The organism is Thermosynechococcus sp. M3746_W2019_013 (assembly GCF_015296045.1).
In the GTDB taxonomy this organism is placed as follows: domain Bacteria; phylum Cyanobacteriota; class Cyanobacteriia; order Thermosynechococcales; family Thermosynechococcaceae; genus Thermosynechococcus.
Genome location: NZ_DVDW01000027.1, coordinates 93,388 through 106,411 on the forward strand (window position 1 = coordinate 93,388; position 13,024 = coordinate 106,411).

Annotated in this window: 15 protein-coding genes; 6 read left to right on the forward strand and 9 right to left on the reverse strand. The window is 54.2% G+C overall.

Translation table 11 applies throughout. The features are described from left to right. The first annotated feature begins 59 nt into the window (after window positions 1–59). Window positions 60–830: a peptidoglycan editing factor PgeF gene (gene pgeF / locus IGQ16_RS05675; protein WP_024125295.1), complete on the forward strand. Its 771-nt coding sequence runs from the start codon at window positions 60–62 to the stop codon at window positions 828–830. A 1-nt stretch (window position 831) separates the two neighbouring features. After that, the gene (cobT, locus tag IGQ16_RS05680) at window positions 832–1,920 is read left to right on the forward strand and encodes a nicotinate mononucleotide-dependent phosphoribosyltransferase CobT (RefSeq protein ID WP_297060560.1); all 1,089 of its coding nucleotides are present in this window, start codon (window positions 832–834) and stop codon (window positions 1,918–1,920) included. Window positions 1,921–2,209: 289 nt separating this feature from the next. On the opposite strand, the gene IGQ16_RS05685 is transcribed toward cobT, so the two are convergent. The 8 genes from IGQ16_RS05685 to IGQ16_RS05720 all read right to left on the reverse strand — a co-directional run bounded on the left by IGQ16_RS05685 (window position 2,210) and on the right by IGQ16_RS05720 (window position 8,976). Continuing rightward, on the reverse strand, window positions 2,210–3,166 hold the full coding sequence (locus tag IGQ16_RS05685) for a metal-binding protein (protein WP_297060562.1): 957 nt from the start codon (window positions 3,164–3,166) through the stop codon (window positions 2,210–2,212). 43 nt (window positions 3,167–3,209) lie between these two features. Continuing rightward, window positions 3,210–5,000, reverse strand: a complete 1,791-nt coding sequence (locus IGQ16_RS05690) for a serine/threonine-protein kinase (RefSeq protein WP_297060564.1) — start codon at window positions 4,998–5,000, stop codon at window positions 3,210–3,212. A gap of 95 nt (window positions 5,001–5,095) precedes the next feature. Beyond that, window positions 5,096–5,890 carry a tetratricopeptide repeat protein gene (locus tag IGQ16_RS05695; RefSeq protein WP_024125291.1) on the reverse strand — a complete coding sequence of 265 codons (795 nt, stop codon included), beginning with the start codon at window positions 5,888–5,890 and terminating at the stop codon, window positions 5,096–5,098. Window positions 5,891–5,927: 37 nt separating this feature from the next. Next, a complete protein-coding gene (locus tag IGQ16_RS05700) occupies window positions 5,928–6,410 on the reverse strand; it encodes a 2Fe-2S iron-sulfur cluster-binding protein (RefSeq protein WP_297040241.1) in 483 nt (160 codons plus the stop codon). A 60-nt stretch (window positions 6,411–6,470) separates the two neighbouring features. After that, complete coding sequence (locus IGQ16_RS05705; RefSeq protein WP_297040237.1) at window positions 6,471–7,142, reverse strand: V4R domain-containing protein; 672 nt, start codon at window positions 7,140–7,142, stop codon at window positions 6,471–6,473. 45 nt (window positions 7,143–7,187) lie between these two features. Further along, window positions 7,188–7,673 (reverse strand): hypothetical protein, encoded by a 486-nt coding sequence (locus IGQ16_RS05710; RefSeq protein WP_024125288.1) that lies wholly within the window; start codon window positions 7,671–7,673, stop codon window positions 7,188–7,190. Window positions 7,674–7,682: 9 nt separating this feature from the next. Continuing rightward, entirely contained in the window at window positions 7,683–8,258 is a 576-nt protein-coding gene (locus tag IGQ16_RS05715; RefSeq protein ID WP_297060566.1) for a hypothetical protein, read from the reverse strand. After that, entirely contained in the window at window positions 8,239–8,976 is a 738-nt protein-coding gene (locus IGQ16_RS05720; RefSeq protein WP_024125286.1) for a V4R domain-containing protein, read from the reverse strand. Before IGQ16_RS05720 ends, IGQ16_RS05715 begins: the two co-directional genes overlap by 20 nt. A gap of 342 nt (window positions 8,977–9,318) precedes the next feature. Here IGQ16_RS05720 and IGQ16_RS05725 point away from each other — a divergent pair, with 342 nt between their 5' ends. Continuing rightward, complete coding sequence (locus tag IGQ16_RS05725; RefSeq protein WP_297060568.1) at window positions 9,319–9,726, forward strand: MGMT family protein; 408 nt, start codon at window positions 9,319–9,321, stop codon at window positions 9,724–9,726. 75 nt (window positions 9,727–9,801) lie between these two features. After that, on the forward strand, window positions 9,802–11,001 hold the full coding sequence (gene larC / locus IGQ16_RS05730; RefSeq protein ID WP_297060570.1) for a nickel pincer cofactor biosynthesis protein LarC: 1,200 nt from the start codon (window positions 9,802–9,804) through the stop codon (window positions 10,999–11,001). On the opposite strand, the gene IGQ16_RS05735 is transcribed toward larC, so the two are convergent. Next, complete coding sequence (locus IGQ16_RS05735; protein WP_024125283.1) at window positions 10,993–11,211, reverse strand: RNA chaperone Hfq; 219 nt, start codon at window positions 11,209–11,211, stop codon at window positions 10,993–10,995. The two genes, larC and IGQ16_RS05735, sit on opposite strands and share 9 nt — an antisense overlap. A gap of 30 nt (window positions 11,212–11,241) precedes the next feature. Between IGQ16_RS05735 and dapF the strand changes: the two genes are divergently transcribed. Together dapF and IGQ16_RS05745 are read left to right on the forward strand one after the other, a co-directional pair. Next, a complete protein-coding gene (dapF, locus tag IGQ16_RS05740; RefSeq protein WP_297041283.1) occupies window positions 11,242–12,102 on the forward strand; it encodes a diaminopimelate epimerase in 861 nt (286 codons plus the stop codon). Between the two features lie 7 nt (window positions 12,103–12,109). Continuing rightward, a complete protein-coding gene (locus IGQ16_RS05745) occupies window positions 12,110–13,012 on the forward strand; it encodes a vWA domain-containing protein (RefSeq protein WP_297060572.1) in 903 nt (300 codons plus the stop codon). The last annotated feature ends 12 nt before the right edge of the window (window positions 13,013–13,024 follow it).

Below are 13,024 nucleotides of genomic sequence, written 5' to 3' on the forward strand. Positions count from 1 at the left end.
GTCGCCCGTTGGTTATCCATACCTTAGAAAACCATTGATCCAATCTGACCAATCTGACAATGTGGCACTGGCACACCACTGACCTTGGGCGCTTTCTCACCTGCGATCTCTTGCAGCAGTTTCCCCACGGCTTTTTTACTCGCGATTGGCAAGGACAAGACCTCAGCACCCTCACCGCAGCCCTAGGAACAATAGCAACACCGCTGCGAACACAACAGGTGCATGGTCATCGCGTTGCTTTGGCAGCAGAAATTTTAGCCTGTGATCAGCGCTTGGAAGCTGATGCGCTTGTGGCCACAGAGCCTGAACAAGCCCTCTGGGTTTGTAGTGCCGACTGCGTACCCTTGCTGATTGCCGATGTCGCCAGTGGCCGAGTCGCAGCCATTCATGCGGGGTGGCGGGGGACAGCAAGCCAAATCTCTAGGGCCACGCTCCAGCAGATGCAGGCATTGGGCAGTCATCTTGCCAATTTACGGATTGCCATGGGGCCTGCTATTCGCGGTGAGGTCTATCAAGTGGGGCTGAATGTTGCCCGTGCCTTGGGGCAGACTATTCTTGAGGGGGTGACAGAAACCACTGAGCGCGATGATCTCTACCAGCGTTTCGCTGCCCTAGATGCAGAGGTTGTTTTTCTTGACGCTGATCCTCAGCGACTGCGGGTGGATGTGGCCCGCGTGAATCGCTTGCAATTGCTGCAATTGGGGCTAAAGGAGGAGCAAATTGCCCTGTGTCCCCACTGTACGTTTCGGGATGCTGAGTTCTTTTTCTCCTATCGCCGTGAACACCGCAAGCAGGTGCAGTGGTCGGGAATTGTCAGTCGGTTCGCTTAGGATGATTGGCGTTGCAACTGGAGAATCCATCGCGGGTGCTTGGCGCGATCGCCATCGCCAGCACCAAGACTTTCCTGCCCTAGTCTGTGTTCTTGGATTTACAGAGACGGCATTAATTCCCGGGATCTCGGCAGCGGGTCAAACCGCCAGCGATCGCCAAATCACCGCCTTGGCCGATGGTGAGTTCCTCCTGCGAGGCATTCAACCCCACTACCACTATGCCCTACCGCCCCTGGCGGCGGGTGCTTCCCCGGCCCTGATTAGTCGTGCCCTCATTGAGGCTTTGGCGTTGCCCCTTTACGTCTTTGATGCGGGTTTACCCCTACCGCGTTTGCCCGAGATGATTGATTTGGGGGGCACACCAGCTCGCTGCCTAACCACGGGTCAGGCGATGACAGCGCAAATGGTAGCGCACCTCTGGGAACAGGGATGGTCTTGGGGTGCCAAGCTCAGCAGCCAATATCCATGGCTAATCATTGCTGAATGCGTCGTGGCGGGCACAACCACTGCCCTTGCCCTCTGTGAAAGCCTGGGCATCCCCGCTCGCGATTGTGTCGGCAGTAGCCATCGCCAAAGCAACCATACCCAAAAGTGGTCACTCGTTCAAAAGGGGCTGGCCCATCTCCCTCCTAAGGCAAACCCCTTCACCTGTGTAGCGGCCATTGGCGATCCAATGCAGGTGGTGGTCGCTGCTATGGCCCTGCGGGCCAGTCAAACCTGTGGTGTTTTGCTGGCGGGGGGATCGCAAATGATCGCAGTCTATGCGTTTGGGCGGGCGATCGCCCAGTGGCGTCAGCTTCCTTGGCATCCAGAACAAATTGTGGTGGGCACAACTCGTTGGCTGATTGAAGACCAAACGGCTCAGATTCACCGCTTGGCTGAGCGTGTCCAGTGTCCACTCATTTACACTCAACTTGACTTCAGCTCATCCCGTCACTCTGCCCTGCGGGCCTATGAACAGGGATTTGTCAAGGAAGGCGTGGGTGCGGGGGGCTGTGCCATTGCTGGCCATTTACTGGCGGGTTGGAGCAATTCAGAAATGGTGGATATTGTTGACAGGTTGGGCGATCGCTGGGCTAAGGGGATGTAACCGCTTGAATTTATTTGGCAAAAGGGCAAATCTGCTGGGGGTTGAGCCCCTCGCCATTGCTCGGAAGGGGAAGATGGGTTTCGACCAGGAGGGCAGGATATTTGCCCTGATATTTTTTAGGGCCTTCATAGGTTGGCCAACTGGAGGGGGGCGATCAACCTAGCTATATCAGCAGCTTCGCTGGTGTGGTGAACTTGGAATCCCTGCTTGCGGGCCAATTCTAGGAAAACGGCCTCTACTTTGAGACCATGTTTAAGACTTTCGCTGTAACCGTCATACTGGCTTGGTCTCATTGGTCACTTGCTACTCCAGGGGGTTCACTCATGGCCAAGCGACAGGCGGCAAGACTGGCACTGCTGTACATCTGCTCTAGGGTGGCCATTAACTGTGCTACTTCACTGGAAACCTCGTGGGGAAAGGGGGGTAAGACTGAAAGCACCCCATGGGGTTGGCCACTGGGGACCAGCACCACTAACTCTGGAGGTAGGGGTTGGCGATATTGGCAAAAGCGAGCATCGGTTTTCGGCGGCTCATAGAGGGGTGGGGGGGTAGGCACCATCGAGGGGGTGGTCGCTGTTGCCCGATAGTGGCGCAGGCGTTGGAGAATCTCCTCTTTGGTTTTGCCCCGCAATTGAAAGAGTAGAAAGGGATCTTCGTTGAAGTACTGTCCCAACAAGTAATAGACCGCGCCAATATGTTTGCAGGGATTGACTGGGTCAGGACAAGTACAGCGGCTATGGATGTCAAATTTCGTAAAGGGAAATAAACTCAGTCCAGCTTGGGTAAAGACTTCTTCAATGCTGGGGGGCAGTTCACCCGCCAGGAGCTTCGCGGCATAGAAGGCTTTTTGTGCCATGCCGTCAATGGCATATTGCCACTGCTCTTCACTAAAGGCATCCAAATGCAGTTTGACGTGATAGGGGTCGGGAGCCGTGCCCTGCACTTGGGCATGAACTTGGTTGCCCTTGAACTCTAAGGTTAGGACTCGACCCTCCCGCACATAATTGCGTGCCCGCTCTAGGCGCCGTCGCCAGCCAAAGGACTCCAGGACACCTATCCAGCGTTCACTCCACCAATGTTGACGCCCCTGGGCACTGTCGCGATCGCTGGCAGCTACCTCAACGACGGGTTCAGAGGCTACCGTTGTTGCTGTTACATCAAGCGCTACAGGAGATGACTGCTGCTTTTGCTTTTGTTTAAGACTGGCAGCTTTGCGGGTAATTTTGAGAATCTGCGGCTGTTTCATGGGTCATATCCCCCAGCTATTCTTTCTATCATAGGTTGCTGGCCTAGAGGATGAGGTCAATGTCCCACGTGGTAATGTCCCAGGTTTGTATCACACACTCACTTCCTTGCCGGCGAATCAACCAAAGGTGGCGATCGCCCGTAAAGCCAAGGCCATCAATCTGCGGTTCACTGTCCGCCGTACCGACAATTTCGCCGCTGTGGGTCACTAAACTCAAACTATGGCGACCCGCCACCACATAGCCCCAAGGTGTGGCACAGAGAAATTGAGGACGAAACCGCAGCCCCAAGCGTTGAATCCGCCAAGGCCGCAAATGTAGGAGCATCAGTAGAGGTTGCTGCGGATGATCCTCAAACGCCGCTACTTGCCATGGTTGGTTATGGGCAGGGGTGAACAACGTCAAGTGGGCAGGCAGTTGGGTGTAGAGTCGCCAGTGTCCTCGGCGGTCAAAGAGTTGAAAATGAGTGATGGGATGGGCCGTTTCAGGATGTTGGGAGCGACTAATCACCGCGCCATAGCGACGATTGAGCAGGAGTGTATCGACCCACACCCGTCCCTGCCACCCACAGCAAAGTGTGCGCTCTCCTTGACCATTCAGTTGTTGGACATGCAGCCTCAATGTGCCAACATCACTATCAATCTCGGTTTCTGCACACCAGTAACCACTGGCATCAATGGCTAACCTGTTGTGGGTGGGCAGCAGACGACATCCTAGGGGAATCTGCTGCTCATCAATGCAGTAAAGCCGTGGGGGCAGCCCCTGGAGCCGCAGCCAAGCCCTCAACTGGCCACCATAGAGTTGAAGCGGTAGGGGTGGCAGCGGCCATTGACCGATCACTTCAGGCTGAGAATCCCTGCTTTGCCAAGCCCACAGGCGATCGCCCACCACCCCATAGAAACTTGTGGCCGTGCTGGCAACCGGTCGGGGCGGTCGCGGCAAAGAAAAACCTTGGGGTTCCCCCAGCCAAACCGCCGCCGGTGACCTAGAAAACAATAGAGGCTGCTCATGACACTCTGCTTCGATAATCTCGAGAGCGAGTTGCACAGCCATCGTCATTTCCGCTGCACTTTTATAGCGGCGCTGCGGTAATTTATCTAATGCCTTAGCAATAATGCTCCGCACCAGAAAGGGCAGTCCCTCGGGAAGGGTATAGGGGCGGCTGAGGTGGGCAGCCATGAGTTCAGCAGGGGTACCGTGGAAGGGGCGATCGCCAACAATCATTTCGTACATGAGGATCCCCACTGCATAGAGATCTGAAGCGGGTAGCGTCTGACCATAGAAACGCTCCGGTGCCATATAGGCAGGGGATCCGGTTTGACCGCTGCCCTTGACATCCTCAATTAGCCGCGCCACGCCAAAATCGGATACTTTTGCCTGCCAACCCGTAGCAGTTACCTCCAGCAGGATATTTTCCGGTTTGAGATCGCAGTGGAGAATGCCGCGATGATGGGCATAGGCCAAGGCTGCGAGAACATCCAGTGTGAGGCGCAAGGCGGTCGTCAGGGGTAAGGCCTGTTCTTGTTCTAAGAGCGATCGCAATGTCCCCCCAGCACAATAGTCCATCACCAAACTGCGTCTCACTTGGGGGCTATGGTGCAGGCGAATATAGTCAATTGCTTGACAGCCAACCACATGGGGATGCTGCAGCGTCAGGAGAAAATTCAACTCCCGTAAAAAGCCACGGGTCAACAATTGCTGCTCATTGAGTACCTTAATTGCGACCAGTGCCCCCGACTGGCGATGAACTGCCAAGTAGACCTGTCCGTACTGGCCCTGACCTGCAAGATCCACCAGCCGGTAACGCGAACTTAAAGCGGCATGCGCTGTGGCCAATCACCAGCCTCAACTCGTTCGTCAAAAAACAGCTCTCAATATGATTCGCGATCGCGGGCCTGTCAATGCAGGCTCAGGCGCAAAATAACTGCCCCCTAGGAGAAGAGGATTTCTAAGGGTAGTTCTTTATTGTCCTGTTCAATACTCCCCACTTCATGGATGCGCTTGGCCAGATCCCGTGCTCGCTGATAACTGCTAATATCCCCCTGTTCAAAGAACAGCTTCGCTGCTGTACGCAGATCCTCTACTGCTCCCTTGCGATCGCCCACCGTTGAGCGGGCCACACCGCGATTATGATAGGCCTTGGCATAGGTATCGTTGAGGCGAATCGCTTCTGTGTAATCGAGAATGGCTGCTTCGACATCCCCTAGACGCTGATGGGTCAGACCGCGGTTGTAGTAGGCCTTGGCATGGCTGGGATTCACTTGGATAACTTGGGTATTTTTCTCAATTTCCCGCAGGCAGTCAAGAACCTGTTCAATTTCTTTTTGCTCCGTGTCGAGAATGCGCGTGTAGTCATGGAGATGCTGTGCCCCTTGGTTGAGTTGCATCACCTGTTTTTGCACATCCTCAAGGCGATCGCGCACCTGAGCAAGGGCAAGGGCGAGGTGACCCAACTCTGACTGCTGCTGCCCTTGGGACGCCACCAGTTCAGCCATTTTGGCCTCCTGTTGTTGGCCAAAGACTTGGAACTGGTCAGCCAGTTTTTTACGGCTCACTAAGTTTAAACCCACCGCCAACGAAAGGGGCAAGGGGGCGATCGCGCTCAAAATTGTCTGTTGCGTCGCAGCAGCAGCCACAGATAAGACAACTGCTAACCCCGTTGCTCCCCATTCAAGGGGGCCTAGACCCCTACTAGCAGCTTGGGAATTGCGATGACGGTCTTCCATAATAGTGCCCTCTTGAGGATAAAAGTGACGTAGCGCCTTAGGCATCCGACGTATTGGCGAGGTATTCACTCACCTTAACTTGGGTATCTTTCAACTGGGTAATCATCGTGCGCGTAATCAGCTTACCTGCCTCCACCAAGACGCGGCCATCGAGGGGGTGCAAAATATCCTGCTCAGCCCGCCGCCCAATCAAAGACTCAATATCTTCTACTGCATTGATATACATCCCTGAGGGAAGCTCTACCACTACCCCCGGCCCCAGAACCCGTGCCTGACAGGCGAGGCGGGAAGTTGCATTTGCCGTCGTAATCACCTCAAGGGTGCGTTGCTCCCGCTTATTGATGGGGGAAAGACTCTCCATCCCCTCCTTGATATAGACATGGCAAGTGGCACACAACCCGCGCCCACCACACTCCTTGAGCACATGGAGTTCAGAGTCCAGGATAGCAGAGAGCAAATTGTCGTTGGTGTTAATTGTCGCTTCGCGCGAGATGGGTTCAAGCTTGACAACTTTGGCCACTGCTCTTTGCTCCTTATTAAAATGGTTAATGACGCATAGAGGGTTACTTTAGGATCATACTCAAGCGGCCTGAGCGCGACAGAGTCGCTCCATAATCGTGTTATGATTCTGCCCCTCTTGCAGCCAAGCCTTGGCCGGTTCAACGCGCTCGCGCAACCCCAAAACAAAGCAATTATTGGTTGCCCCTAGGGTTTCACAGGCGGTTTGCACACAGAGGAGATCGCGACCGGTCAATTGGCTAAAGAAGGATTCTAAAATCCCTGCTTCCGCAGCGCATTGGGGCTGACCCGTATTTTTGGGAGCCGCCGCCGCAAAGGGAGAATCCCACGTTGTCACCACCAAAAAGCCCTGCTGGTAGAAGCTCACATCGAGATCAATCCTGCCCCAACCGTGGGTCTTCCAGCATTCCTTGAGGCATTGGAGAAACTCCACCATTTCCATCTCCGCAAGGGGACGGCCATAGTACTCGCTCACCTCGGCCACAAAACGGCGGTAAAAGTTCTTGCCCCACCAGCGACCACAGTTGAATAGCACCACCCCAGTGGCCTGTCCTACTTCTTGATCGAGGCCCGCATAGATGGCTTGGAGGAAAATATCCGGCAGGGCAATCAGACGGGCACCTTTGCGGTTTTCAATGAGACCGGTTTCAAAATCCCCTTGCACATAGGCATCGGCAGCGTAGTAATTGCCGGGGATGACGGGCTCTTTGACCAAATCAGCAACGGAGATCATAGGACATCCTCATTCGTAGGCATGACACGCAATTTCAACAGTCACCTAGGCGTGGACAGAGACCACGGCTGGCAAGCCCACAAGGGTCACTTGCGCCTGATCCAATAGCGGCAACATCAAGTCCTGCTGAGCGTCAGTGAGCATTTCCTTGAGGCGGTCACTGAGAAGCTCATGGCAACTGCTCCATAGGGTTTGGGTTTGGTGGGCCTTGACCACTTCCGTGAGCCACTCTAGGAGTCGATGCTGCAAAAACTCCGGATTATTTAAGAGCATGGCCATGGCGGCATAGCGCAGGAGGGCGATCGCCTGACGCAAGACCTGCTCAAGGGTTTGGGGGGGTTCGGTGGGATATTGCTTTTGCAGGGCGTCAGCTACCGGCTGGAAGATTTCAATTTCATGATCCCGCAGAAATTCGTAGGTGCTCAACCGCTGCTGAAGCGACTCGATGTGGTGGCGAAAGACTTTGATGTCCACATTGCTCAGGTAGTTTTCTTCAGCTTTGTAGTAGAGATTCATTAACTCGGTGTGCATAGGGATCTCCTAAAACAGGTTTGATAAGTCTGAGAGGGTGACTTCGGGCTCTACGGGGACAGGGGGCGGGGCTGCCACGTTACTCACTTGGGCGATCAGGGGTTGGCCTGCCCAAGGAAGACTGGCACAGAAGTCTTTGACTGATAGGCGCCACAGGGACAAACTCGGCTCTAGGGAGATGGTTTGACCGCGATGGCCCTCCCAGTTGAGTTGGCGGAAGAAGGTTTCGACTGACCAAGCAGCCCAAGAGCTGGCTAGGGTAGCCAGTGGCGGCGGTGTGATTTCCGCGGCTAGGGCCGGCGAGCCGATGGGCAAGATCACGCCTACCCCTTCCCAGTTCAGGCGCCCAAAGAAGTCCCTGACGCGGTAGCTCGGCCATTCCCCAGGGCTAGTGGGGGCGATCGCCCCTTTGACCTCAAGACCTAGCCAATTGACGCGCTGCCAAAATTCTGCCACTTTCAGTGATTGCCAGTTGAGAACCACTGTTTCTGTCACCGGCTGCTGGCGGATCAAGCCGAGCCAGTTCAGCTCCTCAAAGAATTCAGCAACGGCTTGCTGCTGCCAACTACCGTTTAGGCTTCTCATAAACCAATTCTCCACTGCGGAGCCGTTTTTCAATATCTTTGGCAGAGGCTCCTTCGTTCTGCCAGAAGGCAACCGCGTCAATGCGATCCTGCTTGCCTAAGACAAATTTGCAGTAGGTTTCACCCATGGCGTAGCACTGGATTTCAATACAACCGAGTTCTTTTTGAACCAAGCCGCTAAAGAAACCAGCAAATAGTCCTGCATAGAGGTGGCAAACTGGCCGTCCCACATCTCCTAGGGTGCGGGCCACTGCCGAATCAAAGATATTGATGAACATGAAGCCGTGTTTTTGCTCGCTGAGATCCACTTCCCAGTTCCCCCAGCCTTGGGTCGTGCAGGGCCACCACCACGCTTCGAGGACATAGGGAAGCCGCATTTGCTTGATCCCCTGCTCATAGCCATATTCCCTGGGAAACCACTCTGCAAAAAACTGAGCATCGCGCCGGCCCCATTCTTCGCCAATTTTGTACATAACGACACTGGAAGCAGGTCCCACTTCCTCTTCCAGACCTTCAATGAGACCAATGATAAAATCTTCGGTCACCAGGAGGTTGCGGGCATTGTTCCAATCCGTGTAGGTACCGCGATCGCTATCGAAGTGAAAGAAGTCCCAAAAAGCGTAGTGATGGTGGCGTTTCGGGTATTTTTTGCGCAGGAGATGGTCAACACCGTAGCGATCGCCAGCGGCGGCTTGGGGTGGGGAACTGGTCATGGTCATAGGGGACTCCATCAAATAGCGTCAGGAATATCACAAAGACACTGGAAAACTCAAGTCAAAAAGACATAGAAGCAATCATTGAGCAAAAAGCAACTTAGATGAGAAATACGTAATGATTCAAAATAAGGCACCGAATTCCACCCTCCCCTACCCCAGCATTGCTGCTGCTTAAATCATGACCGATCTATCTTTTTGTGGGCAGTTGTTCTTAATTGAATTTAGTAATTCCGTTACCACCCTTAATGTTTAATCTAGGTGGGTCGTTTTGAGGCTTGCTTCCGTAGAAATACGGATTTAGAGGGGTTGAATCTGACCTACAACTATAAAAAAGTATAAAGTCTTATGAAGATGAACATAGGGGCACTAACGTTTCAACAAAAAATTTATTGGCTAGTGAAGCAAATTCCCCTAGGGCGTGTGGCTACCTATGGCCAAATTGCCGCCCTGTGCGGCTGGCCTCGCCATGGGCGCTATGTGGGCTATGCCCTCTATCGGCTGGCACCCAATTCTGACATTCCATGGCACCGCGTGGTCAATGCTCAAGGCAAAATTTCCTATGGGCCCCAACGCCGCGGCACGGATGAATTGCAGCGCTGGCGCCTAGAGGTAGAGGGGATTGTTTTTGAGGGGGGCGATCGCATTAACTTGCGGCGCTACCAATGGCAGCCCCCCACAATGGTGTATCAACCGGTGTATCAACCGTTGATTTGGTCAGAGGGGGCAGCAACAGACTCTGCAAAAGCGGGATAAGAATAGGCAGTATATCAGCAGTCTATCAATTGTCCCTTGTTACCATATCCCTTAGTGCTGCGCCTGTAATCTGCCATGACGGTTGCCTATTTTGACTGCCCTGCTGGTGTGGCTGGGGATATGTGCTTGGGTGCCCTCCTTGATCTGGGGGTTCCCCTTGACTATCTTCAAAGCCAATTAGCGAAGTTAGGGATTGCCGATGAGTTTGAGTTGACCACGGAAACGGTACAGCGCAAAGGACAGCGGGGCCTAAAGGCACAGGTACATCTGCGCGATCGCCCCTCCCACCACTATCGCCATTGGCCGGAGATTGCCGACCAAATCCGCGCTGCCCATCTCCCCGATCGCGCCCGCGACTGGAGCCTTAAGGTTTTTGAAGCCTTGGCCATTGCTGAGGGTGCCGTGCATGGCATTGAGCCAGAAAAAGTGCATTTCCATGAAGTGGGGGCCGTGGATGCCCTTGTGGATATTGTCGGCACCTGCTTGGGGTTGGATTACCTCGATGTGAGTCACATTTACTGCTCGGCCCTACCCACTGGGGGCGGAATGGTCAAAGCGGCCCATGGTCAGCTGCCAGTTCCTGTGCCTGCTGTTCTGCAACTGTGCCAAACCTATCAAGTGCCCCTCTACAGCAATGGCATTGAAAAAGAACTAGTCACGCCTACGGGAGCTGCTCTTGTTTGTGCCCTCAGTGAGGGATTTGGTGCGCCGCCAGCAATGACATTGAAACGGGTGGGCTTAGGCGCCGGCACTCAAGAGCTGCCCCTACCCAATCTATTGCGCCTCTGGTTGGGAACGCCGCCGAATTCAGCAGAAACAGGCACCGCAAAAACGATTGTGGAACTGCAAACCCAACTGGATGACATGCCCCCCCAAGCCCTTAGCTATGCCTGTGAACAACTCTATGCCGTCGGTGCCATTGAGGTCTTTTGTCAGCCGATAACGATGAAAAAATCGCGCTTGGGAGTGTTGGTTACGGTACTGTGTCCCCCCAGTGCAGAGGCCGCCTGTGTGCAGACGCTCTTCCGTGAAACCACAACCCTGGGGCTACGGCGTCAAGTACAGGAGCGCTATGTTCTAGAGCGGCAAATGCAGGAAATCCCAACCTCCTTTGGAAAAGTGCGGGTGAAAGTAGCGGCGCACCAAGGACAGCGGATCAATGTCCAGCCGGAATACGAAGACTGTGCCGCCCTTGCTCGTCAACATCAGCAACCTTGGCAGATGGTCTATCAAGAGGCTTTGGCAGTGGCACTGCAACTGTGGCCCTTAGGCTAGCTTCGGTTTAATAAAGACAATGGCCTGCTTCCAAATAATTGTGGGTTGATCATAGTGATCGACAACGCAGAGGCAATTCGTATCCTGCCAGCGCACTTTGCCAACCACAAGATCGCTGGTGCTGAGCTTGACTTCAACCTCGGTGCTATCTTTAATGAAGGTCTGTACTTGGCGAATGCTAGGCAGTGCCGTGTTAAATTCATCCGTCATTGGTTTCCCCTCTCTTACTTTTTCAATTCTATGAGCCTATCTTTTCAGAAGTACCAAGGGTTAGGTAACGATTTCCTTCTCATTGATAATCGCCATCAGGAAGAGCTGCTTTTAAGTCCGGAACAAGCCCAATACTGGTGCGATCGCCACTTCGGCGTGGGTGCGGATGGGGTCATTTTTTTACTGCGGGGAACTGGAGAAAGTGATTACCGCATGCGGATGTACAACGCTGATGGCTCAGTGGCGGAAATGTGCGGCAATGGCATTCGCTGTTTGGCCAAGTTCATTTTTGCCCTTGAGGGTCGCTCCGGCGGTGAAATTGTGCGCTACCGCATTGACACCCTTGCCGGTCTGATTGTGCCGGAGGTACAAGCGGATGGTCAGGTCACCGTGGATATGGGCAAACCCCAACTTTTGGCGCAGCAGATTCCCACCACCTTGGCAGCCGCAGATCAAAAAGTGATTGATGTTCCCCTCACGGTGGGCGATCGCCAGTGGTTGGTGACATGCGTGAGTATGGGCAATCCCCACTGCGTCACCTTTGTGGAGGATGTAGCTGCCCTGGATTTAGCTGTGATTGGTCCCCAGTTTGAGCATCACCCCGCTTTTCCCCAGCGCACCAATACTGAGTTTGTGCAAGTCCTAGGGAGCGATCGCCTGCGGATGCGCGTCTGGGAACGGGGAGCCGGTATGACCCTTGCCTGTGGAACGGGAGCCTGTGCCACCCTAGTCGCTGCTGTTTTGACTGGTTGCCTGAGTCCTGGGGGCGATCAAGCCCAAGCCACGGTTGAACTGCCAGGGGGCAATCTCCAGATTCGCTGGGATTTGCCTAGCCAACATCTGTATATGACTGGGCCTGCCCTTGCAGTCTTTAGCGGTACCTTGCCCTAGGTGAGCTATGACCCGTCGGCGGCAACTGTGGTATTACCCTCTTTTTCAGATTCCCCTCATTCTCTTAATAGGCTGTGTCCTCCTGGCGCTACTCTTCTCGCTGTTGAATTGGGGACGCCCCAGTGTCGCCGTTGTTCTCTCCCTTGATCTCAGCGGCAGTACGTTTGGCAATAGTCCATTGCAATTTAATCAACCACAAACCGTCATGGCCCAACAGGTGCTCGCTGCCAAGCTCTACATACAACGCAACCAACGGCATCTCGCCACCCCCAATGAAGTCATGATCCACGGCTTTGGCCGCAATGTGGTGTTTCTTACGCCCCGGTTTGAGACCCATAGTGATCTGCTACTCACCCAACTAGATCAAGCCCTCAATCGCAGTGATTTGTTAGCGCAGGTGGATCCGACGGCCAAAAATCTTTCGGGGGCGATCGCCATCGCCACCCAACAACTGCAACAGATTCCCAATCGCTGCCGCGAAGTGCTCCTCATTACTGATGGTGCAGCCCCTGTGGACGCGGGTGTGGTTGCCAATGCCCGTCAGCAACGGGTGAAAATCAATGCCATTGTCGTGGGTGATCATGCGCCGCAACTAGCTGCAGCCACCGAAGCCACGGGTGGGCAATACCGCTCTGCCCCTGTCGCCCTTCTTGAGGAACTGGTGGGTCAAACCTTTTTTGAAAGCTTCAATCGCAACACCCGCTGGCCAATCTTTTGGGGTGGAATGGCCATCGTCTGTTTCATGTGGCTCTTGGTCTTGCCCTTGGATCGCTGGGTGTTGCAGGGGTGGTTGCATTTACCCATGAATCGGGCGGGTCAAATTGCCTTGCTCAATGCCCTTTTCTGGACTGTGGCGATTCCCATGATTCTCTGGCGATTTCCGGGCTGGCCCTTTGTGCAAACCTGTTGAGGAGCAAGGAGG

What these genes read in the sequence shown, in the direction of transcription:
- dapF (WP_297041283.1), top strand. Translation starts at nt 11,242, where the DNA reads ATGAGCCTATCTTTTCAGAAGTACCAAGGGTTAGGTAACGATTTCCTT.
- IGQ16_RS05715 (WP_297060566.1), bottom strand. Translation starts at nt 8,258, where the DNA reads ATGAGAAGCCTAAACGGTAGTTGGCAGCAGCAAGCCGTTGCTGAATTC.
- cobT (WP_297060560.1), top strand. Translation starts at nt 832, where the DNA reads ATGATTGGCGTTGCAACTGGAGAATCCATCGCGGGTGCTTGGCGCGAT.
- IGQ16_RS05745 (WP_297060572.1), top strand. Translation starts at nt 12,110, where the DNA reads ATGACCCGTCGGCGGCAACTGTGGTATTACCCTCTTTTTCAGATTCCC.
- IGQ16_RS05695 (WP_024125291.1), bottom strand. Translation starts at nt 5,890, where the DNA reads ATGGAAGACCGTCATCGCAATTCCCAAGCTGCTAGTAGGGGTCTAGGC.
- IGQ16_RS05720 (WP_024125286.1), bottom strand. Translation starts at nt 8,976, where the DNA reads ATGACCATGACCAGTTCCCCACCCCAAGCCGCCGCTGGCGATCGCTAC.
- IGQ16_RS05735 (WP_024125283.1), bottom strand. Translation starts at nt 11,211, where the DNA reads ATGACGGATGAATTTAACACGGCACTGCCTAGCATTCGCCAAGTACAG.
- IGQ16_RS05725 (WP_297060568.1), top strand. Translation starts at nt 9,319, where the DNA reads ATGAAGATGAACATAGGGGCACTAACGTTTCAACAAAAAATTTATTGG.
- larC (WP_297060570.1), top strand. Translation starts at nt 9,802, where the DNA reads ATGACGGTTGCCTATTTTGACTGCCCTGCTGGTGTGGCTGGGGATATG.
- IGQ16_RS05710 (WP_024125288.1), bottom strand. Translation starts at nt 7,673, where the DNA reads ATGCACACCGAGTTAATGAATCTCTACTACAAAGCTGAAGAAAACTAC.
- IGQ16_RS05685 (WP_297060562.1), bottom strand. Translation starts at nt 3,166, where the DNA reads ATGAAACAGCCGCAGATTCTCAAAATTACCCGCAAAGCTGCCAGTCTT.
- IGQ16_RS05705 (WP_297040237.1), bottom strand. Translation starts at nt 7,142, where the DNA reads ATGATCTCCGTTGCTGATTTGGTCAAAGAGCCCGTCATCCCCGGCAAT.
- pgeF (WP_024125295.1), top strand. Translation starts at nt 60, where the DNA reads ATGTGGCACTGGCACACCACTGACCTTGGGCGCTTTCTCACCTGCGAT.